This window comes from Bradyrhizobium sp. CCGB01 (genome assembly GCF_024199795.1).
Classification (GTDB): domain Bacteria; phylum Pseudomonadota; class Alphaproteobacteria; order Rhizobiales; family Xanthobacteraceae; genus Bradyrhizobium.
The window spans coordinates 1338418-1359836 of the sequence record NZ_JANADK010000001.1 but is presented as its reverse complement, the minus strand read 5'-3'; the positions used below and the strand labels follow the sequence as shown (position 1 = coordinate 1359836).

19 protein-coding genes are annotated in these 21419 nt (G+C 65.7%); 11 read left to right on the top strand and 8 right to left on the bottom strand.

Going from position 1 to position 21419, the window contains the following annotated elements; translation table 11 throughout:
- From NLM25_RS06120 to NLM25_RS06110, 3 genes are all read left to right on the top strand, one after another.
- A complete protein-coding gene (locus NLM25_RS06120; protein WP_254136408.1) occupies positions 1-675 on the top strand; it encodes a thiamine phosphate synthase in 675 nt (224 codons plus the stop codon).
- Positions 676-683: 8 nt separating this feature from the next.
- A complete protein-coding gene (locus NLM25_RS06115) occupies positions 684-1766 on the top strand; it encodes an HcpA family protein (protein WP_254136407.1) in 1083 nt (360 codons plus the stop codon).
- Positions 1767-1851: 85 nt separating this feature from the next.
- The gene (locus NLM25_RS06110) at positions 1852-2637 is read left to right on the top strand and encodes an inositol monophosphatase family protein (protein ID WP_254116068.1); all 786 of its coding nucleotides are present in this window, start codon (positions 1852-1854) and stop codon (positions 2635-2637) included.
- Positions 2638-2670: 33 nt separating this feature from the next.
- Here the strand turns inward: NLM25_RS06110 and NLM25_RS06105 are convergent, their stop codons facing one another.
- The 4 genes from NLM25_RS06105 to NLM25_RS06090 form a co-directional block, all read right to left on the bottom strand.
- Positions 2671-3798, bottom strand: coding sequence for an AAA family ATPase (locus tag NLM25_RS06105; RefSeq protein WP_254136406.1), 1128 nt, complete (start codon positions 3796-3798; stop codon positions 2671-2673).
- A 172-nt stretch (positions 3799-3970) separates the two neighbouring features.
- A complete protein-coding gene (locus NLM25_RS06100) occupies positions 3971-7132 on the bottom strand; it encodes a multidrug efflux RND transporter permease subunit (protein WP_254116066.1) in 3162 nt (1053 codons plus the stop codon).
- A 6-nt stretch (positions 7133-7138) separates the two neighbouring features.
- Positions 7139-8332 carry an efflux RND transporter periplasmic adaptor subunit gene (locus NLM25_RS06095; protein WP_254136405.1) on the bottom strand — a complete coding sequence of 398 codons (1194 nt, stop codon included), beginning with the start codon at positions 8330-8332 and terminating at the stop codon, positions 7139-7141.
- A gap of 229 nt (positions 8333-8561) precedes the next feature.
- The gene (locus NLM25_RS06090; protein ID WP_254136404.1) at positions 8562-9590 is read right to left on the bottom strand and encodes a cyclopropane-fatty-acyl-phospholipid synthase family protein; all 1029 of its coding nucleotides are present in this window, start codon (positions 9588-9590) and stop codon (positions 8562-8564) included.
- 162 nt (positions 9591-9752) lie between these two features.
- On the opposite strand from NLM25_RS06090, the gene NLM25_RS06085 reads away from it, so the two are divergent.
- From NLM25_RS06085 to NLM25_RS06070, 4 genes are all read left to right on the top strand, one after another.
- Entirely contained in the window at positions 9753-10775 is a 1023-nt protein-coding gene (locus tag NLM25_RS06085; protein WP_254136403.1) for a flagellar motor protein MotA, read from the top strand.
- Positions 10776-10799: 24 nt separating this feature from the next.
- Positions 10800-11828 carry a peptidoglycan -binding protein gene (locus NLM25_RS06080; RefSeq protein ID WP_254136402.1) on the top strand — a complete coding sequence of 343 codons (1029 nt, stop codon included), beginning with the start codon at positions 10800-10802 and terminating at the stop codon, positions 11826-11828.
- Entirely contained in the window at positions 11828-12274 is a 447-nt protein-coding gene (locus tag NLM25_RS06075) for a GNAT family N-acetyltransferase (RefSeq protein ID WP_254136401.1), read from the top strand. The genes NLM25_RS06080 and NLM25_RS06075 overlap by 1 nt, the downstream gene beginning before the upstream one ends.
- A gap of 87 nt (positions 12275-12361) precedes the next feature.
- Entirely contained in the window at positions 12362-12607 is a 246-nt protein-coding gene (locus tag NLM25_RS06070; protein ID WP_254136400.1) for a hypothetical protein, read from the top strand.
- Positions 12608-12745: 138 nt separating this feature from the next.
- Here NLM25_RS06070 and NLM25_RS06065 read toward each other — a convergent pair whose 3' ends face one another.
- Entirely contained in the window at positions 12746-14596 is a 1851-nt protein-coding gene (locus NLM25_RS06065; protein WP_254136399.1) for an ABC transporter ATP-binding protein/permease, read from the bottom strand.
- A 201-nt stretch (positions 14597-14797) separates the two neighbouring features.
- Between NLM25_RS06065 and rpmE the strand changes: the two genes are divergently transcribed.
- Positions 14798-15025, top strand: coding sequence for a 50S ribosomal protein L31 (rpmE, locus tag NLM25_RS06060; protein WP_008137002.1), 228 nt, complete (start codon positions 14798-14800; stop codon positions 15023-15025).
- 116 nt (positions 15026-15141) lie between these two features.
- On the opposite strand, the gene NLM25_RS06055 is transcribed toward rpmE, so the two are convergent.
- On the bottom strand, positions 15142-15651 hold the full coding sequence (locus NLM25_RS06055; RefSeq protein WP_254116058.1) for a DUF1465 family protein: 510 nt from the start codon (positions 15649-15651) through the stop codon (positions 15142-15144).
- Between the two features lie 561 nt (positions 15652-16212).
- The gene (locus NLM25_RS06050) at positions 16213-16404 is read right to left on the bottom strand and encodes a DUF1192 domain-containing protein (RefSeq protein ID WP_254116057.1); all 192 of its coding nucleotides are present in this window, start codon (positions 16402-16404) and stop codon (positions 16213-16215) included.
- A gap of 111 nt (positions 16405-16515) precedes the next feature.
- Between NLM25_RS06050 and NLM25_RS06045 the strand changes: the two genes are divergently transcribed.
- From NLM25_RS06045 to NLM25_RS06035, 3 genes are all read left to right on the top strand, one after another.
- Entirely contained in the window at positions 16516-17514 is a 999-nt protein-coding gene (locus NLM25_RS06045; RefSeq protein ID WP_254136398.1) for an NAD(P)H-quinone oxidoreductase, read from the top strand.
- Positions 17515-17668: 154 nt separating this feature from the next.
- Positions 17669-20545, top strand: a complete 2877-nt coding sequence (locus tag NLM25_RS06040) for an EAL domain-containing protein (protein WP_254116055.1) — start codon at positions 17669-17671, stop codon at positions 20543-20545.
- A 40-nt stretch (positions 20546-20585) separates the two neighbouring features.
- Positions 20586-20729, top strand: a complete 144-nt coding sequence (locus NLM25_RS06035; RefSeq protein WP_254116054.1) for a hypothetical protein — start codon at positions 20586-20588, stop codon at positions 20727-20729.
- A gap of 436 nt (positions 20730-21165) precedes the next feature.
- On the opposite strand, the gene NLM25_RS06030 is transcribed toward NLM25_RS06035, so the two are convergent.
- The gene (locus tag NLM25_RS06030; RefSeq protein ID WP_254116053.1) at positions 21166-21372 is read right to left on the bottom strand and encodes a hypothetical protein; all 207 of its coding nucleotides are present in this window, start codon (positions 21370-21372) and stop codon (positions 21166-21168) included.
- Positions 21373-21419: the final 47 nt, after the last annotated feature.

The following is a 21419-nucleotide window of genomic DNA, read 5'->3' as shown; positions in this document are numbered from 1 at the left end:
TTGTCGAACAAATCGCCTCCGCCGCGCCCGGCGCCGCGCCTGTATCTCGCGACGCCTGTTGTCGATGATCCCGCGACGCTCGTTGCCGCGCTGCCGGACCTGCTCGCCTCTGCCGATGTCGCGGCCGTGCTGCTGCGGCTGAAGGAGACCGACCAGCGCACCATGATCACGCGCATCAAGGCCTTCGCGCCGCCGGTGCAGAAGGCGGGCGCTGCGCTGCTGGTCGACGGCCACGCCGAACTGGTCGCGCGCGGCGGCGCCGACGGCGCGCACCTCCCCGGCATCGCCGCGCTGAAAGAGGCACTGCCATCGCTCAAGCCCGATCGCATCGCCGGCGTCGGCGGGCTGACGACGCGGCACCATTCCATGGATGCGGGCGAGATCGGTGCCGACTATTTGCTGTTCGGCGAGCCCGACGCGAAGGGACAGCGCCCCTCGGCACAAGCGATTGCGGAGCGGCTGGACTGGTGGGCCGAACTGTTCGAGCCGCCCTGCGTCGGCTTTGCGACCTCGCTGGAAGAGGCCCACGACTTCGCCGCCAGCGGCGCCGATTTCGTGCTGGTCGGCGAATTCGTCTGGTCCGATCCGCGCGGTGCGAAGGCCGCGCTGATCGAGGTGGACGCTGCGATCAAGAAGGCCCATGCGACTGCGCTTGCGGGTCAGGAGCACGGCTAGCGCCCGACATGAAGTTCCCGTGCATCACCATCCTGGCCACGCTGCTGCTGACGGCGCCCGCGGCCGCGCAGCTCCAGATCACGCCGCCGGCGACGACGCCGAGCGCAGCGCCCGAGAAGCAGAAGCCCAAGCCGCACGCGCTCACGAAGAAGAAGGAGGCCGCGCCGGCACCGAAGCCTTCCGCCTCTCCCAAGCCGGCCGCCTCGCCCAAGCCGGCGCTGCCCGCGACCGTGATCCCCGCGCCGCCGACCGACAATCCCAACGTCGACCTGGTGTTCGGCGCCTATCAGCGCGGCCAGTACAAGACGGCGTTCGAGCTCGCCACCACCCGCGCGCAAGCTGGCGATCCCAAGGCGATGACCATGCTGGGCGAGCTCTATTCCAACGCCATGGGCATCCGCCGCGACTACGCCAAGGCGCTCGAATGGTACAAGCGCGCCGCCGACGCCGGCGACCGCGAGGCGATGTTCGCGCTCGCCATGCTGCGCATCTCCGGCCGCGGCGGCTCGGTCGACAAAGGCGAGGCGGTGAAGCTGATGGCTTCCGCCGCCAAGCTCGGCGAGCCCAAGGCGGCCTATAACCTTGCTTTGCTCTACCTCGACGGCCAGACCCTGCCGCAGGACGTCAAGCGTTCCGCCGAGCTGCTGCGCCAGGCGGCCGATGCCGGCCTGCCCGAGGCTCAATACGCGCTCGCGACCTTCTACAAGGAAGGCACCGGCGTGCCGAAGGACCCGGAACGCGCGGTGCGGCTGCTCCAGGCGGCATCGCTTGCGGACAATGTCGATGCCGAGGTCGAATACGCCATCGCCATGTTCAACGGCACCGGCACGCCGAAGAACCAGCCGGCCGCTGTGGCGTTGCTCCGCAAGGCCTCCCGCCAGGGCAGCGCGATCGCGCAGAACCGCCTGGCCTGGGTGCTGATCAACGGCATGGGCACCTCCACGGACAAGGTCGAGGGCTTTAAATGGCATCTGGTGGCGAAAACCTCCGGCAAGGGCGATCCGGAGCTCGACAAGCAATTGTCCGACCTGCCGGCCGAGGACCGGGCCAAGGCGGAGGCCGCCGCCAGAAAATGGCTCGGGACCAAATGACTTGACGTTAGGGCCCTCGCAGGGCACCCAATCCCCTCAATCAGGCGCGATTTCGCGCCATTTCCCCCGATCAAGACCAGAGCTCATGCTGTATTCCGCAACTATCAACGTCATGGTCAAGGCTGCGCGCCGCGCCGGCCGCAGCCTCAAGCGCGATCTCGGCGAGATCGAGCATCTTCAGGTCTCGCTGAAGGGGCCGGCCAATTTCGTCTCGCTGGCCGACAAGCGCGCCGAGGAGATCCTCTATCAGGATCTCGCCAAGGCCCGCCCCGGCTACGGCTTCATTGGCGAGGAAGGCGGCACCCGCGAGGGCTCCGACAAGAGCCACACCTGGATCGTCGATCCGCTCGACGGCACCACCAACTTCCTGCACGGCATCCCGCAATTCGCGATCTCGATCGGCCTCGTGCGCGAGGGCACGATCATTGCGGGCGTGATCTACAACCCCGCCAATGACGAGCTCTACATCGCCGAGCGCGGCAAGGGCGCCTTCCTGAACGACCAGCGCCTGCGCGTGGCCGGCCGCCGCCAGCTCAACGAATGCGTGGTGGCCTGCGGCCTGCCCCATATCGGCCGCGGCGACCACGAGGAATTCCGCCGCGAGATGACCGCGATCCAGGACCGCGTCGCAGGCCTGCGCCGTTTCGGCGCCGCCTCCCTCGACCTCGCCTTCGTCGCCGCCGGTCGCCTCGACGGCTATTGGGAGCGCAACCTGCAATCCTGGGACATCGCCGCCGGCATGCTGATGGTGCGCGAAGCCGGCGGAACGGTGAGCGACATCGCCACGCCGGGCGATGCGCTGGTGACCGGGCATGTGGTGTGCGGCAACGAGTTCGTGCACGGGGAGCTGGTGAAGATTTTGCGGAAGTAGGAGGCCGTCGCACGACGGCTCGATGCGCAACGGCTAAGAGTCGTCCTCGTCGGATTCCTCGTCGCGGTACTCACCGCCGATGGTCAGGCCCTCGATCGTCGTGGCGCCTTTCGACTTGATCACCCGGCGAAGCGGGACCGAACTCTCGCTTCGCAATGCCTCCATCAGCTGCTCCGAATGGGTGACAATCCAGATGTCGGCGCGGCGTGATGCCTTGGCGATCAGCCGGGCCAGCGGCGCCAGCAGCGACGGATGCAGGCTGGTCTCGGGCTCGTTCAGCGCGATGAACGGCGGAAGCCGATAGCCCATGAACACCGCGAGCAGGCAAATGTACTTCAGCGTCCCGTCGGATAGTTCATGAGCCCTGAACGGCCGCGGCATATCCATCAGCTGCAGGTCAAATTCACACCTGCCGTTTTCTTCCCATGCGCGAAGCTCAGCGCCGGGGAACGCATCCTGGATTGCGTCCTGCAGGTCGGTGGCGTCTTCCCGAATGATGTAAAGTGTCGCCAGGGCCGCAGCCAAATCGACTCCATCGGCACTGAGCGAGGGCGTCGTGATCGCGAGACAGGGCTTCCGGATCGGTGACGCCGGATCGGTGCGAAAGTCATGATAGAATCGCCAGCCCAGCATCGCGTTTCTGATCAGATCGATTTCAGGGCATCCCTTGCCATCGGAAAAACCCGCAAGCGCAGTCTCGGACGGCAGCACCGCATCCTTGTGGTCGCTCCAGGCACCGCTCTCGCCGCGGACGCTGACGAGCGAATTTTTCCGCTCCATCAGTTGAACCGTTCGTTTGCCCTGCGTCGTCTCGATGCTTTCGGCCTTGATCATCGGCTCACCGGAAAACGCCGCCTCGAGCGGGCCGGGAAATCCGAGCTCGATGGAATATCTCATCCCGTCGAATTTGGCCGACAACCGCAGTCGCCCATCTTCGCCGCGCTTGCGAATGCCGGACCAGCAGACCGAATTCAAGCCGCCTTCATCGGCGATCGTGCGCGTGATCCGCCCGGTCGCCGCGTCGCGTAACAGCGACAGGGATTTGTAGAGATTGGATTTGCCGACACCGTTCTCACCCACAAACACGGACAGGGGATGGATGGGTATGGAGAGCCGCCGAATGGAGCGATAGTTCGAGATCGCAATTTCGGTCGGACGCATCACGTGCTCTCGATCGGCGGGCTGTCTGGCATTCGCCATGCAGTGCGAATACACATTCTTTCAATCCAGGGATGCAGTCTGGATCGACAATTCCGAGAAAGCAAGCCGGGCGCCTGTTTGACGTCGCGCGACGTAGCGTTCAGTTCTGAAGCAATCAGGGCCGCCCCGGCGTTCAGTGGCCGGCCCTTGCCGGCGCCGGCCGGCCGTGCGCCTCGCCTTCCTTCGCCACCTTCGGCTCCCGGTCCCCCGCCAGCACGCGCTGCACGGAGACGAAGAACACCGGCACCATCAGCAGCGCCAGGATCACCACCGCGATCATGCCGCCCATCACGATGCTGCCGAGCGCCTGCTGACTGGCACCGCCGGCGCCGTGGGCGATGGCCATCGGCAGCACGCCGCAGATGAAGGCAAGACCGGTCATCAGAATGGGGCGGAAGCGCAGGCGGCAGGCCTCGATGGTGGCCTCCACCAGCGGCTTGCCCTCTTTCCGCAAGTCCTTGGCGAACTCGATGATCAGAATCGCGTCCTTGGCGGCAAGACCGATGATGGTGATCAGGCCGACGGTGAAATAGACGTCGTTGGGCAGGCCGCGCAGCATCGCCGCGGCCACCGCGCCGACGATGCCGAGCGGCACGGTCAGGAGCACCGCGAGCGGAATGGTCCAGCTCTCGTAGAGCGCGGCCAGACACAGGAACACCACGAACACCGACAGCGCCAGCAGGAACGGCGCCTGCGAGCCCGACAGCTTTTCCTGGAGCGACTGTCCGGTCCATTCATAGCCGAAGCCGCGCGGCAACTTGCCAGCGAGCCGCTCCATCTCGGCGATGGCGTCACCCGAGGTGAAGCCGGGCCTGGCCTCGCCGGAGATGCGGACCGCCGGATAATAGTTGAAGCCGGCGATCTGCGTCGGACCGCGTGCCCATTCGACCGTGGCGAAAGACGAGAACGGCACGAGCTGGCCACGGCTGTTCTTGACGTTGTAGTTGAGGATGTCCTCGGTCCGCATGCGGTCGCGGGCATCCGCCTGCACCACGACGCGCTGCATGCGGCCGCGGTTCGGGAAGTCGTTGATGTAGTTCGAGCCGAGATTGGTCGAGATCGTGTTGTTGATGTCCTCGAAGGTGACGCCGAAGGCGCCGGCCTTCTCGCGGTCGATCACGAGATTGACCACGCCCGCCTCGGGCAGGCCCTCGATATAGACCTTTTGAAGCACGGAGCTGGCATTGGCCTCCGCGATCAGCTGGTCGGCAGCGCGCATCAAGGCCGGATAGCCTTTCTGGCCGCGGTCCTGGAGGCGGAACGAGAAGCCCGAGGAGTTGCCGAGATTGTCGATCGGCGGCGGCTGCAACGCTGAGATTTTTGCGTCGCGGATCGACGACCCGAGATCGCGGTTGATGTCGTTGACGATCGCCGCGGCGGAGTCCTTCGGCCCACGCTCCGACCAGTCCTTCAGCGTGATGAAGGCCTGCGCGGTGTTCATGCCCTGGCCGGAGAAGCTGAAGCCGGTGAGGAAGGTGACATCCTTCACGCCCGGCCGCTCGGCGAGATATTTCTCGACCTTCTCGATGACGGCCTCGGTGCGGGGATACGACGAATCCGACGGCGTCTGCACGTCGGTGGTGACGAAGCCCTGGTCGTCGATCGGCAGGAAGCCGCCGGGAAGGCTGACGAAGGCCCATGAGAGACCTAACAGCAGCGCGACATAGACCAGCATCAGGCGGCCGGTGCGCTTCAGCGAGAAGCCGACGGTGCGGGAATAGCCTTCCTTGCCGCCTTCGAGCATGCGGTTGAACCAGCCGAACACGCCCCTCTTCGCATGACCGTGGCCGGCCGCGACGGGCTTGAGCAAGGTCGCGCACAGCGCCGGCGTCAGCGACAGCGCGAGGAAGGCGGAGAAGCCGATCGCGGCGACCATGGTCACCGAGAACTGGCGGTAGATGATGCCGACCGAGCCGGGGAAGAACGCCATCGGCACGAACACCGCCATCAGCACCAGCGTGATGCCGATGATGGCGCCCGATATCTGCGTCATCGCCTTCCGCGTCGCTTCCTTCGGCGGCAGGCCTTCCTCGGACATGATGCGCTCGACGTTCTCGACCACGACGATGGCGTCGTCGACGAGGATGCCGACCGCGAGCACCATGCCGAACATCGAGAGCATGTTGATGGAATAGCCGGCGAGCAGCAGCGTGGTGCAGGCGCCCAGCAGCGCCACCGGCACCACGATGGTCGGGATGATGGTGTAGCGGATGTTCTGCAGGAACAGGAACATCACCACGAACACCAGCACCACGGCTTCGACCAGCGTCGTCAGCACCTTCTTGATCGAGGCTTCGACCACAGGCGTGATGTTGTAGGGGATCTCGTAGGAGATGTTGGCCGGGAAGAAGCGCGACAGCTCCTTCATCTTCTCCTCGACCGCGCTCGCGGTCGCCAGCGCGTTGCCGGTCGGCGACATCAGCACCGAGAGACCGGCGGTCGGCTTGCCGTTCAGGCGGGTGTTGAACTGGTAGCTGAGGCCGCCGACCTCGATGCGCGCGACGTCGCGCAACCGCACGGTCGAACCGTCGGCATTGGCGCGCAGGATGATGGCGCCGAACTCGTCCGGGGACGAGAGCTGGCCCTTGACCAGCACCAGCGAGGAGGTGCGCTGGCTCGCGGTCGACGGCTCGGCGCCGATGCTGCCCGAAGCGACCTGCGCATTCTGCGCAGCGATCGCCTTGTTGACGTCGTCAGCGGTCAGCCCGTAGCCGACGAGCTTGGCCGGATCGACCCAGACGCGAAGCGAGCGCTCGGTCGAATAGAGCGTGGCACGGCCGACGCCGGGGATGCGGCGGATCTCGCCGAGCACGTTGCGGATCATGAAGTCGCCGAGGCCGACTTCGTCCAGGCTGCCGTCGGTCGAGTTCAGCGTGATGATCTGGAGCACGGCGCTCGAGGCTTCCTCGATCAGGATGCCCTGCTGGATCACCGCGCGCGGCAGGCGCGCTTCGACGCGCTTGATGCGGTTCTGCACCTCGACGGAGGCGGCGCTGGTATCGGTGCCCGGCTGGAAATTGGCGATGATCTCGACCTGGCCGAGCGAGTCGCTGGTCGATTCGAAATTGAGGATGCCGGAGGCGCCGTTGAGCTCCTCCTCGATCAGCCGGGTGACGCTGTTGTAGAGGTTTTCGGGCGAGGCGCCGGGATAGCTGGTCGAGATCGAGATCGAGGGCGGCGCGATGATCGGATATTGCGCGATCGGCAGCAGCGGGACCGCAATCGCACCGATCAAGCAGATGAACAGCGCGACCACCCAGGCGAAGATCGGCCTGTCGATGAAGAAACTCGCCATGGCGTGTTACCGCGTGAGCTTCTGGGCGTGCCGGTTGTCCGCGGTGGCGTCCGCTTCCGACCAGGATTGCGGTTTCACCTTGTCGCCGGCGGCGAACTTCTGGAAGCCTTCGACCACGACCTTGTCACCGGCCTTCAGGCCCTCGGTCACGAACCAGAGTCCGTCCTGCACCGAGCCCGTGCGCACCGGCTGCACCGCGATGTGGTTGTCGTCCTTGACGACGAACACCTCGCTGCCGCCGCCGCCATTGCGCTGGATCGCCTGCTGCGGCACCGCGATCGCGTCGCTGTCGAGACCCTGGTCGATGCGGACGCGGACATACATGCCGGGCAGCAGCTCGCGCTTGGGATTGCGGAATTCGCCGCGCAAGGTCACCTGGCCGGTATGGGCATCGACCTTGGCGTCGGAGAACAACAGCTTGCCCTCGAGCGAATAAAGGGTGTTGTCGTCGAGCATGAGGTGCACCTTGGCGGCATCGGGCGCGATGCGCTCGAGGTCGCCGGTCTCGAAGGCGCGGCGGAGCTGGTTGAGCTCGGTCACCGACTGGGTGAAGTCGGCATAGATCGGATCGAGCTGCTGGATGCTGGCGAGGTTGGTTTCGTTCTGCACCGCGAGCGCACCCTCGCTGACGAGGGCCGCGCCGACGACGCCGTCGATCGGCGCGCGCACGGTCGCATAGTCGAGATTGAGTTTTGCGCGCGCGAGTTCCGCCTTGCGGCCTTCGACCTCGGCATGGGCCTGGCGCTCGGCCGCCACCGCCTTCTCGTTCTCGGCCTCGGGCGCGGCGCGCTGGCTGGTCAGCGTGGCGATGCGGTGCGCCTGCTGCTTGGCCTGCATCAGCGCAGCCTCGGCCTTCGTGAGCGCGGCCTCGTTGGCCATCACCTCGACCTCGAACGGACGCGGATCGATGCGATAGAGCGGGTCGCCCGCCTTCACCTCGCTGCCCTGGCGGAACAGGCGCTCGACCACGATCCCGGAGACGCGCGGCCGCACGTCGGAGACGCGCGTCGGCGCGATCCGGCCCGGCAGCTCGCGCACCACGGCGCGCGGCTGAGGCTTGACAATGACGATGCTGACATCAGGATCGGCGGGCTGGGCAGCGGAAACCGCAGAGACGGATTCGTCGCAGCCCGCAAGCAGCGGCGTAAAGGCCGCGAGCATCATTGCAACGCATGCCGTTCGCGCGCGAAGTCCTGACATGAAGTTAAGTGCCCCGATGTTGTTGAAACTGGTTACGCTCGCGCTGGCCCGTTCTGGGCGATTCCGCGCGATGGATACCGCCAAAATAGAATGGACTTGCTGCGACGCAACGCATGTTGCGGGCGGCTCAATGTCACACGGCCTATGGCGCTGAGTTCAGGGCGCTTTTTGGGACTCACCGGATTGTGAGTCGGGTTCCATCAGCGCGCGCTGCGACAGAAGATCGCAATTACCCGGAAGCTTTCATCCGGTACTGGCTGACGCCCCATTCGGTTCCATCGGCGTAGCCGAACAGGCCTGATGTCGCGAGGAGGAACCAGCGCCAGCGCCGCACCCGCAGCCCGGTCTCCTCGCCATGGAGCTTGCGCAGGGACGCTTCGATCGTGTCACGATGCACATCGAAATTGGCGAGCCAGTCGTTGGCGGTGCGCTGATAGTGCGTTCCGCTCCAGCACCATTCCTTTTCGATCGTGAAGAGGTCGCCGAATTGCCTGACGAGGTGATGGCTCGGCATCAGCCCGTCCGCAAAGACATGCTGCGCGATCCAGTCCTCGCGATTGGTGCGGTCGAACAGGTGGGAGCCGGAGCGATGGGTGACGATGTGCATGAAGAAGCGCCCGTCGGGCGCGAGCCATGACCGCACGCGCGTCATCAGCTTGCGCCAGTTCATGATCTGCTCGAACATCTCGACCGAGACGATGCGGTCGAATGGCCCGTCGGGCGCAAACACGTTCATGTCAGCGGCGACCACGCGCAGGTTCAGCAGCCCGCGCAGCCGCGCCTGCTCGTCGACATAAGCGCGCTGGGCCTGCGAGCTCGACACCGCCGTCACCTTCGCGTGCGGAAACTGCCGCGCCATCCACAGCGACAGCGAGCCCCAGCCGCAGCCGAGCTCGAGGATGGTCTGGCCGTCGGCGAGGCCGGCGTGCGCGACGGTCTGGCGCAACGCCTCCTCCTCCGCCTCCTGCAGGGTGCTCGCAGCGGACTTGTAGAAGCAGCACGAATATTTGCGGTTGGGGCCGAGCACCTCCGCAAAGAACGCCGCGGGCACCTCGTCATGCCCGGGATTGACGACATCCGCCTCCTCGGCGATCGGCCGCAGGATCATCCGCCCGGCGAAGGCGGCATCGTCGGCCGCGCCCAGGGCGGACAGGCGCGCCGCAGTGCGCGAGCACAGGCGCTGGATCGCGGCGCGAATCACGACATCCGGCAGCGGCACGCGATCAGCAGTCCCGATGATCGCGGAAACGACGCTCATGCGCCCCCCAAATGGCGAGCCTTTGCAGACACCTGCTTATCAAAGCGTGGCTTCCGGTCCGGGTTCCCCCAGCTCTCCACGAAATCGGCGCATCCGGCGCTTTTTTTGGGCTGGCGCTGTGCCATAGTGCGCCCCGCAAGCAAGTAACGGATGATACCGGCCATGCCGCCAGGCGCCTCGCCCCGCTCTTCCATGGATATCGAATATACCAAGCTGTCCTCGCCCAGCGTTTTCCTGGTCCGGATGCTGGTCTTTCTGGTGCTGTGCACCCTGGTCGGCGTGGTGCTCTACAAGCAGATCATCCAGGCCTTCTTCGCCAATCCCGGCCTCAACGCCCTGATCGGCGGCGTGCTGTTCATCGGCATCATCCTGGCCTTCCGCCAGGTGATCCGGCTCTACCCTGAAGTCTCCTGGGTCAACAATTTCCGCATCGCCGATCCCGGCCTTGCGCCGGCCCGGCATCCGAAACTGCTGGCGCCGATGGCCATGATCCTGGGCGGCGAGCGCACCGGGCGGATGACGATCACCCAGACGACCATGCGGCACCTGCTCGATTCGATCGCGACCCGCCTGGACGAGGCCCGCGACATCTCCCGCTACATGACCGGCCTGCTCGTCTTCCTCGGCCTGCTTGGCACCTTCTGGGGCCTGATCGAGACGGTCGGCTCGGTCGGCAAGGTGATCGACGGGCTCAAGGTCGGGGGCGATTCCGGCGCGCTGTTCGACACGCTGAAGGAGGGCCTCGCCGCCCCGCTCGGCGGCATGGGCATCTCGTTCTCGAGCTCGCTGTTCGGCCTCGCCGGCTCGCTGATCCTGGGCTTCCTCGACCTGCAATCGAGCCAGGCACAGAACCGCTTCTACACCGATCTGGAAGACTGGCTCGCCACCACCGTGCGCGAATATGGTCGCGGCGAGGTGACGGTCGCCTCACCAGCCGGCGGGAGCGTCGCCAGCGGCGAGCTTCAGGCTGCGGTCGAGCGGCTCCGTTCGGTGCTGGAAGAAGGCAGCGCCAGCCGCGGCACCACGGCGGCCATGGCGAGCCTTGCCGAAGCCATCCAGGCGCTGGTCTCGCACATGCGGACCGAGCAGCAGATGATCCGCGAATGGGCCGACGGCCAGGGCGAGCAGAACCGCGAAATCCGCCGCCTGCTGGAGCGCATCGCGCGCCAGCCGGAAAAGGGCTAGGCGACTTAACATCGAGAGGCGACAATGGCTCTAGCGCGCGGCCGCCGCAGCGACGGCGCCTTCAACTACTGGCCCGGATTCGTCGACGCGCTGTCGACGCTGGTGCTGTCGATCGTGTTCCTGCTCTCGGTGTTCCTGGTCGTGCAGTTCTTCCTGTCGCAGGAGGTGACCGGCAAGGACAAGGCGCTGGAGCAGCTCAACGCCAAGATCGCGCAGCTCAACGAGCTGCTGTCGCTGGAGAAGCTCGGCAAGCTCACGCTCGACGACCAGGTCTCGTCGCTGAAAGCCGGCCTCGCCTCGGCCGAGACCGAGCGCGATCGCATCAAGGGCCTCTATGACGGCCTGGCCGCCGCCGGCAACGACGCGCAGGGCAAGACCTCCGAGCTCGGCAAGGCGCTGGACTCGGAGAAGGCGGTCTCGACGCGGGCGCTGGCGCAGATCGAGGTGCTGAACCAGCAGATCAGTGCGCTGCGGCGGCAACTGGCGGCGCTCGAAGAGGCGCTGGATGCCTCCGAAAAGCGCGACAAGGAATCGCAGAATCGCATCGCCGATCTGGGGTCCCGCCTCAATGTCGCTTTGGCGCAGCGCGTGCAGGAATTGTCGCGCTACCGCTCGGAGTTCTTCGGCCGCCTGCGCGCCATCCTCGGCAACCGTCCCGACATCCGGATCGTCGGCGACCGCTTCGTGTTCCAGTCCGAAGTGTTCTTCGACACCGGACAGGCGGTGCTGCTGCCCGAGGGCCGCGCCGAGCTCGACACTTTGGCAGCCGCGCTGATCGAGCTCGACAAGAAGATCCCGAGTGATATCCCCTGGGTGCTGCGCGTCGACGGCCACACCGACGTACGCCCCGTCAGTGGTGCGAACTTCAAGTCGAACTGGGACCTGTCTGCGGCCCGCTCGATCTCGGTGGTGCAGTATCTGATCTCGCTCGGCGTGCCCGCCCAGCGCCTCGTCGCGGCCGGCTTCGGCGAATTCCAGCCGCTCGACCCCGGCAACACGGAAGAAGCCTACAAGCGCAACCGCCGCATCGAGCTGAAGCTGACGGAGCGGTAGTGAGCGCGCTCCACCTCCGCCCCTACCGCCCAGAGGACGAAGCCGCCTCGATCGACCTCTGGCATCGCACCTGGCAGCAGGCCTATCCGCAGATCGATTTCGCCGCGCGGCTGGAATGGTGGAGCGAGCGCTGGCGCAAGGACCTGGTGCCGAAAGCCTCGATCGTGGTCGCCGAACAGGACGGCGTGCTGACCGGCTTCGTGACCATCGACGGCGAAGGCTATCTCGACCAGCTCGTGGTCGATCCCGACCACTGGGGCTCGGACGCAGCAAGGCTGCTGGTGGACGCGGCCAAGCGCCTCTCGCCATCGGGCATCACGCTACTCGTCAACAAGGACAATGTCCGCGCCATCCGCTTCTACGAGCGCAACGGCTTTGCCCATGCCGGCGACGATGTGAACCCGACCTCGGGACGGCCGGTGCTGAAGATGGCATGGCGGGCGTGATTCTGGCGGGGTGACGCCTGTCACGCAGGGATCCTATCGCGTCGGTTATTCGTTGTCCCAGTGATGGCAGGCGAATGGAGACGATCGATGCGGCTGAGCGACCTGGCCAAGGGGTCTTCGGTCTTTCTGGGCGTCATCGTCGCCGGATTTTTGTCGACGACCTATGTCGACCAGCGCTTTGCCGCGGCGGCGAGCACGGCGAGCGCGCCTGCTTCAACGGGCAGCCCCGATCCAACGATCGGCCCTGCGTCATCGGCCTGCGTCGGCGAAGACGGGAGCTGGAAGAACTGGCTGTGGCCGAACGTGCCGACGCTGTCGCCGAAGTGCCGATAGACCTGCTGCCGACGTGGAGCGAAGCTCTCTCCACTCGTCATTGCGAGGAGCCCTTGCGACGAAGCAATCCAGAATCTTTCCGCAGAAGCAATCTGGATTGCTTCGCTTCGCTCGCAATGACGGGGATGAGGCTACGCCTCACGCGCCCTCGAACTGCAACCTCGCCAGCCGCGCATAGAGCCCGTTCGCGGCCACCAGCTCGGCATGCGTGCCCTGCTCGACGATCTTGCCCTGGTCCATCACCAGGATGCGGTCGCAGGAGAGGACGGTGGCGAGGCGATGCGCGATCACCAGGGTGGTGCGGTGGCTCATCAGCTCTTCGAGCGCGGTCTGCACCAGCGTCTCGCTTTCGGCGTCGAGCGCGGAGGTGGCTTCATCGAGCAGCAGCAGCGGCGCATCGCGCAGGATCGCGCGCGCGATCGCGATGCGCTGGCGCTGGCCGCCGGAGAGCGTCACGCCGCGCTCGCCGAGCGGAGTGTCAAAGCCTTCGGGCAGGCGGCGGATGAACTCGGTGGCATGCGCGAGCTCGGCGGCGCGCTCGACCTCGGCATCGGTCGCATCGGGCCGGCCGAAGCGAATATTCTCGCGGGCGCTCGCCGCGAACACGTTCGATTCCTGCGGCACCAGCGCGATGCGCGAGCGGAAGTCGCGCGGGTCGGCGGACTTGACCGGCACGCCGTCGAGCGAGATCGCACCGTCCCTCGGATCGTAGAAGCGCAGCAGGAGGTGAAAGATGGTGCTCTTGCCCGCGCCGGACGGGCCGACGATCGCAACCTTCTCGCCGGGCCGCACCGCAAACGACACGGCATCGAGCACATTGACGTCGGGCCGCGCCGGATAAGCGAAGCTGACTTGATCGAAACCGACCTCGCCGCGCGCCGGCACCGGTAGCGCGCGTGGCGACGCGGGCGCCTTGATCTCGGGCTGCACGTGCAAAATCTCGAACAGGCGCTCGGCCGCGCCCGAGGCCGCAGACACCTCGCCCCAGACCTCGCTGAGCTGGCCGAGGCCGGCCGCGGCGAAGGCCGCATAGAGCACGAACTGGCCGAGCCGGCCCGGCGAGATCGTGCCGATCAGCACGTCGTGCGAGCCGATCCAGAGGATGCCGACCACGCTTGCGAACACGATGAAGATGACGATGGCGGTGAGCACGGCGCGCGCCTGCGTCGAGGTGCGCGCGGCTTCATAGGCCTGCTCGACCTCGCCGCCGAACCGCTTCTCGGCAAGCCCCTCGCTGGTATAGGCCTGCACGGTGCGGATCGCGCCGACCAGCTCGGCCGCATAGGCGGAGGCATCGGCAAGTGTGTCCTGCGCATTGCGCGACAGCCGCCGCACCCACCGTCCGAAGGCGACCAGCGGCAGCACGATCAGGGGAATGGCAAGCAGCACGAAACCGGAGAGACGCGGGCTGGTGATCACCATCATCGCGGTCGCACCGAAGAACATCATCAGGTTGCGCAGCGCGATCGAGACGGAGGCGCCGACCGCGGATTTGATCTGGGTGGTGTCCGCCGTGAGCCGCGACACCAGCTCGCCGCTGCGCGCGGAATCGAAGAAGGCCGGCGAGAGCGAGAGCAGATGGGCGAAGACGTCGCGGCGGAGATCGGCAACGATGCGCTCGCCGATCGTCATCACGAGGTAGTAGCGGGCCGCGCTTGCGAGCGCGAGCACGGCCACGACCGCGATCATCACCGAGAAGTAGCTGTTGATCAGCGCGATGCCCTCGGGCGTCAGGCCGAAATCGATCATCCGGCGCACCGCGACCGGCACCAGCAGCGTGGTCAGCGCCGCGACCGTGAGGGCGACGAAGGCAAGCGCGGCGCGACCGCGATAGCGGGCCACATAGGGGGCGAGCGCGAGCAGCGGCCGCAGCTTGGCGCGGCCCTTGGCAGGCTGCTCGATCAGCTCGGCTTCGATTGACGGGGCCTCCGCCGGCGCGGTGTCGCGTTCGTCGCGATACTGGTCGTCAAGCCGTTCCACAGCGCTCATGAGATCGGACCCAAGGAGACAAGTTAGCTCCACATAGGCCGGTGCAGGGGGAGTGGCAAATCCGGGATGTCCCTTAGGGGGCGGCCCGGTTCTGCTTTGCCCACAATGGCTTGTTTTAAGGGGTCCGCTGGGGTATAGACCCCGCCAAATCCGTCATTCGATAGCCACTCAAGCAAGGCGCCGGGCGCCCTAGGAATTGCCATGAAAGCCGAAATTCATCCGAATTATCATACGATTAAGGTCGTGATGACCGACGGAACCGAGTACCTGACCCGCTCCACCTGGGGCAAGGAAGGCGACACGCTGAACCTCGACATCGACCCGAAGTCGCACCCGGCCTGGACCGGCGGCAACGCCCAGATGCTCGATCGCGGCGGCCGCGTCTCGCGCTTCCAGAAGAAGTTTTCGGGCTTTCTCAAAAAGGATTGATCCCGCCGCAAGGCTGGAACGAAAAACGCCCCCGGCAGACCGGGGGCGTTTTTGTTTTCTATCACACTGTCATTCCGGGGCGGCTCGCAGAGCCGAACCCGGAATCTCGAGAGAGCTTACCGCTCGAACGCGGCCTTCAGCGCGTTAAGCTGCGGCACCAGCGGGTTGCCGATCGCCACGTATTCGACCGGCGGGGTGTGGATGGTGGTGTCGAGGCGGCGCACGCGGGTCTGCAGGCTCATCGAGCGATGGATCAGGTCCTGGAGCTGCGAGGGCAGCTTCTCGATGGTGTCGGACGGGCCGGGATCGGCGGCGGTGAGCTTGACCTTGGTCTTCTCGCGATTGGCCTGGACCAGCGTCATCTCGCCCTCCTTCACCGCGCGATGCAGCAGCAGCCACGAGGCCAGCTGCATCAGCCGGGTGGTCAGACGCATGCTCTCGGTCGCATAGGTGAGGCTGACGGCGCGATCGAGCGCCTTGGCCTCGCTGCGGCCGGCGCCATCGAGATAGGCGGCGGTCTCCTCGACGAGGTCCATGCCCTCACGAAACAGGACGCCGAACGCCGCAGAATTGGTGAACCGCTCGCTGAGTTGAACGAGAGCACCTTCGGCTTGCAAACGTTCCATGGTTAACGCCCCTTACGCAACTGTTTACCTGTCCGGCTTTGGCGCCGGCTTATGATGAACAAATCATTGCGCGCTGGGAGCGCGGAGTCCAGCGACAAGCGCGGATATGGTTTCCGCGGGTCTTTCCTCGGAATTCAACCGGAACGAGACGCAAAAAACGAAGCAGGCGCAAAAAAAGAGCCGCCGGAGACCGGCGGCTTTGAAAGTTGATAACAGGGAGGCGTCAAACAGAGTGGACAGGAGCCACTCGGTGTCCAAACGAGGACAGTTCCAGTCATAAACGCGAAAGCTTAATCGCGAGTAAACGAACTAATTTTTTGAGGGTTCGTTAGCCATGTCGTTCAGTGGCCGAGTGCGCTGCGGAACAAAGTGGCCGGCGAGCGAAGCGCTATCCCCTCATGGTGAGGAGCGCGCATCGCGCGCGTCTCCGGACGATGCTGCGCATCGCCGGGCGAACCATGCAGGCCCCGACGTCACCCGTGGCCATCCTTCGAGACGACCGCTGCGCAGTCTCCTCAGGATGAGGACCGTGCAGTTGGCCAGTTCAAACCGGAGCCGACCCTACTTCTTGAAAAAACTATCCGCCGCATCGCGCGAGGCGCGCTTCCTGGTGGCGGCTTCCTCCAGCCTGGCGATCTCGGTGTTCAGCAGGGCGACGCGCTCGGTCAGTTCCTCGACCGACAACAGTGAGAGATCCTGTCCGATTTCATGGCTGATCTTCTTGCGCGGCTTATCGTCGTCTTCCGTCGGCATCGTCGTTCCTCCTGCGTTCGCATCACAAGCGGCTGAAGCGGTTGCCAGTCTGGACCGCGCTGGCTAAGCAATGGCCTCGTTTCATCCCGCACCTTTGCTCAAGGACACATCATGGACAAGCTGCCCGCGCAAATGACCGTGGTCGCCATCTCCAAGCCCGGCGGACCGGAGGTGCTGGTGCCGGAACAACGGGCGCTGCCGCAGCCTGGTCCGGATGAGATCCTGGTCAAGGTGCAGGCCGCGGGCGTCAACCGCCCCGACGTGGCGCAGCGCTCCGGCGCCTATCCGCCGCCGCCCGGCGCCAGCGACCTGCCCGGCCTCGAGATCGCCGGTGAAGTGGTCGCCGTCGGCAGCAACGCCAAGCGGCACAAGGTCGGCGACATCGTGATGTCGCTGGTCGCCGGCGGCGGCTATGCGCAGTACTGCATCGCGCAGGACGCCCAGGCGATGAGCGTGCCGCCGGCGCTGTCGATCAAGGAAGCCGGCGCGCTGCCGGAAACCCTGATGACGGTCTGGCACAACGTGTTCGAGCGCGGCGGCCTGAAGGCCGGCGAGACGCTGCTGATCCATGGCGGCTCCTCCGGCATCGGCACCATGGCGATCCAGCTTGCGAAAGCCTTCGGCGCGAAGGTGTTCGTCACCGTGGGATCGCAGGACAAGATCGATGCCTGCCTCAAGCTCGGGGCCGACCGTGCCATCAACTACAAGACCGAAGACTTCGTGGAGGTGATCAAGGCCGAGACGAACAAGGCGGGCGTCAATCTGATCCTCGACATGGTCGCCGGCGAATATGTCGACCGCAACTATGACGCCGCCGCGGTCGACGGCCGCATCGTGCAGATCGCGACCCTCAACGGCCCCAAGGTCAACGTCAACATCGCCAAGGTGATGGTGAAGCGCCTGACCCATACCGGCTCGACGCTGCGCCCCCGTAGTAATGCGGACAAGGCGGCGATGGTGGCCGCAATCGAGGCGAAAGTGATGCCGCTGCTGCGCGAAGGCCGCGTCAAGCCGCTGATGGACAGCACTTTCCCGCTGGAAAAGGCATCCGATGCGCACCGGCGCATGGAGACCTCGGCACATATTGGCAAAATTGTGTTGGAGGTCTAGGCCAGCGGCCCACAGAGCAAGGCGGAAACCCTTTGATTTTCCTCGCTTTCGTGGCATCTATCGCGACGCGCCGAACCATCTTGTTCCGTTCGGAAAACGCCTTGCACTGACGATCCTTCACTGAAGAGTTTGCGTCGAACGCGGAGAACTGACCTTGCGTCTGATCAGGTGCCTCGCGCCCATAGCGCTGGGCCTCATGATTCTCGTCGCCGCGTCCCCGGCGCGAGCGCTCGATGCCGTCAGCGTCCGCGGTGACGCGCCCGCGATCGACCTCACCGGCGTGCTCGAGCATCAGCGCAGCGACGCCGACCGCATCCAGGTCTCCACCGCGCCCGGCACCGACGGCATCGTCCGCCGCATCGAGGTGCGCGCCCGCGAAGGCGGCCAGAACTGGATCGTGTTCGCGCTCGCCAACAACACCGACGACCAGCTCGACCGCCTGATCGTCGCCCCGCATTACCGCATCGTGTCCTCGGGCCTGTTGTGGCCCGACCTTGGCCTGTCGCGCATCGCGACCATCACGCCCTCGATCGGCGATCGGCCCGAGCGTCAGGAAAGTGCAACCGCCGACGTCTTCCGCGTCACGCTCGACCCTGGCGCCGTCGTCACCTTCGTCGCCGAGCTGCGCACCGACAAGCTGCCGCAGCTCTATCTGTGGGAGCCGGAAGCCTACAAGGACAAGGTCAACTCGTTCACGCTGTACCAGGGCATCGTGATCGGAATCTCCGGCCTGCTTGCGCTCGTTCTCACCATCCTGTTCGTGGTGAAGGGCAGCATCATGTTCCCGGCCGCTGCGGCGTTGGCCTGGGCGGTGCTGGTCTATATCGGCGTCGATTTCGGCTTCTGGGGCAAGGTGCTCGACATGTCGAACAACGCCGAGCGCATCTGGCGCGCGGCGGGTGAAGCGATCCTGGCGGCGACGCTGCTGGTGTTCCTGTTCGCCTATCTCAACCTCAGTCGATGGCACGTGCGCTATTCGCACATCACCGTGGGCTGGCTCGCGTTCCTGGGCTCCCTCGTCGCGCTCGCTCTGTTCGATCCGGCCGTCGCCTCCGGCATCGCGCGCATATCGCTGGTGCTGATCGCCTTCGCCGGCTTCGCACTGATCGTCTATCTCTCCACCCACGGCTTCGACCGCGCCGTGCTGCTGATCCCGACCTGGTTCCTGCTGGTGGTCTGGGTGGTCGCGGCCGGCATGACGGTCGCGGGCTCCGTCACCAACGACATCGTCGGCCCGGCCCTGCTCGGCGGCCTCGTGCTGATCGTGATGCTGATCGGCTTTACGGTGATGCAGCACGCCTTTGCCGGCGGCGGCGCCACCACGGGCGTCGTCTCCGACATCGAGCGGCGGGCGCTGGCGCTGGCCGGCTCCGGCGATCTGATCTGGGACTGGGACGTCTCCGCCGACAAGGTTTTCACCAGCCCCGAAACCGAGGCCCTGCTCGGCCTCAAGCGCGGCACGCTGGAAGGCCCGGCGGCGTCGTGGCTCGAGGTACTGCATCCGCTCGACCAGGACCGTTTCCGCGCCGCGCTCGACAGCGTGCTCGACCAGCGCCGCGGCCGCCTGGTGCAGGATTTCCGCCTGCGCACGCCGGACGGCCATTTCATGTGGTTCGCGCTGAAGGCGCGCCCGGTGGTCGGCTCGGACGGCGAGGTCTCGCGCGTCGTCGGCACGCTCACCGACGTCACCGAGCTGCGCAACGCCGAGGAACGCCTGCTGCACGATTCCGTGCATGACAACCTCACCGGCCTGCCCAACCGCAAGCTGTTCATGGACCGGCTGGGTGCAGTCGCGCATTTCGCCAAGACCATGCCGACGCTGCGGCCGACGCTGATGGTGATCGACCTCGACCGCTTCAAGCAGGTCAACGATTCCGTCGGCATCGCGGTAGGCGACTCGATCCTGCTGACGCTGGCCCGCCGCCTCACCCGCATCCTGAAGCCGCAGGACACGCTGGCGCGGCTTGCTGGCGACCAGTTCGGCCTGATCCTGCTCTCGGAGCAGGACCCCGCCCGCATCACCGCCTTCGCCGAGACCATCCGCAAGACCATCCGCGCCCCGATCGCCTTCAACGACCGCGAGATCTTTCTCACCGCCTCGATCGGGCTCGCGCTGTCCGACCCGCAAGTCCAGCTCACCGACGAGATCATCAAGGACGCCGAGCTGGCGATGTATCATTCCAAGCGCATCGGCGGCGACCGCATCGACGTCTACAAGCCCGCGATGCGCGCGCGAAAGACCGACCGCCTGACGCTGGAGAGCGAGCTGCGCCGCGCCATCGAGCGGCAGGAGCTCACGATCCTGTACCAGCCGATCGTGCGGCTGGAAGATCGCTCGATCGCCGGTTTCGAGGCGCTGGCGCGCTGGGATCACCCGAAGCTCGGTCGCATGGCGCCGTCGGAATTCATCAGCATCGCGGAAGAGACCGGCCTGATCGTCGATCTCGGCATGTTCGTGCTCGACCAGACCGCCAAGCAGCTCTCGATCTGGCAACGCGCGATGCGCTCGCGCGAGCCGATCTTCGCCTCCGTCAACGTGTCCTCGCGGCAATTGCTGCGCCACGATCTGATCCACGACATCCGCACCGTGCTGTCGCGCTCCTCGGTGGCGCGCGGCACGCTGAAGCTGGAATTGACGGAATCGCTGGTGATGGAGAACCCGGAGCACGCAGCCCAGATGCTGACGCGCATCCGCGAGCTCGGCACCGGGCTGTCGCTCGACGATTTCGGCACCGGGCATTCCTCGCTGGCCTACCTCCAGCGCTTCCCGTTCGACACCATCAAGATCGACCAGTCCTTCGTGCGCACCACCAACCGCGGCACCCGCCCCGTGATCCTGAAATCGATCATCGCGCTCGCGCACGACCTCGGCATGGACGTGGTCGCGGAAGGCGCCGAGACCGATTCCGACGCGGTCGAGCTCTACCAGATGGGCTGCGAATACGCGCAGGGCTTTGCCTTCGGCGAGCCGATGGACGCGGACGCGGCGATGCGCCTGCTGACGGAAGTTCGGCTGGAAGCAGCGAGCTGATCGCTTCAGACAGGGCGTTGATTGCCCGATGGTTCCGCGCTTGATCCAGATCAATGGACTGGCGCTCAGCCGCCGCCAAAAATGGCGCATTCGATCCAAGACGGTTTTCATCATTGAGGTGATTGGGTTCGCCACCGTCGTTCTCGGCGTGCCCGCACGCGTCAAGCATAGCCGGCCGGAATGAGCAGACCACCCACCTCTTTCCCAGGAGTTTCGGATGACACGGCAACTTATCTACGCGATGATTCTCATAGGCACCGGGGTGTTCCTCGCCTCATCGGCAGAAGCAGTCACAGCAGCGCGATGTGAGGATCGATCCGCGAATTGCATTGGCACATGTGCCAACTTTACCGGTGGGGCCGGCGATTTTCGGGGGCATCAGAACAAATGCATGAGCTCCTGCGACCGGCAGACAACCAAGTGTCTGATACGTGCGAACGCCGATGTGGAGCGTTGGTACCGTAATCGGCAATGAAGGCTGCGGTTCTACGCCCGGGCTAGAGCCTGATGAGATGAGACCCGACAAGCGCGCCGACAGAAGTGCGTTGCCTCCCCCTTGTGGGGCAGCGCCAGGGTGGGGGTAGCCCAGGAAAAGGTGCGGCTGTTGACGACCAGCTGACCTACCCCGGCCGGCGGCGCAGCCCCGCGACCAGACCTAGCCCCGCCAGCAGAGAGATCGCCGCAAGGCTTCCCCACACCAGGCCCGCCTGCTCGAGATAGACGTCCTGCGAGACCGGATCGTAGCAGCGGCCGAGCTCGTTGAAGCAGTCGCGCCAGCGCCAGTAGCGGGCCTCGAAGGCGAGCGCGAACATTGCGCCCAGACCCATCAGGGCCGCCCCCAAAATGCCCCTCAGCCAGCGCAGGACCACGCGGG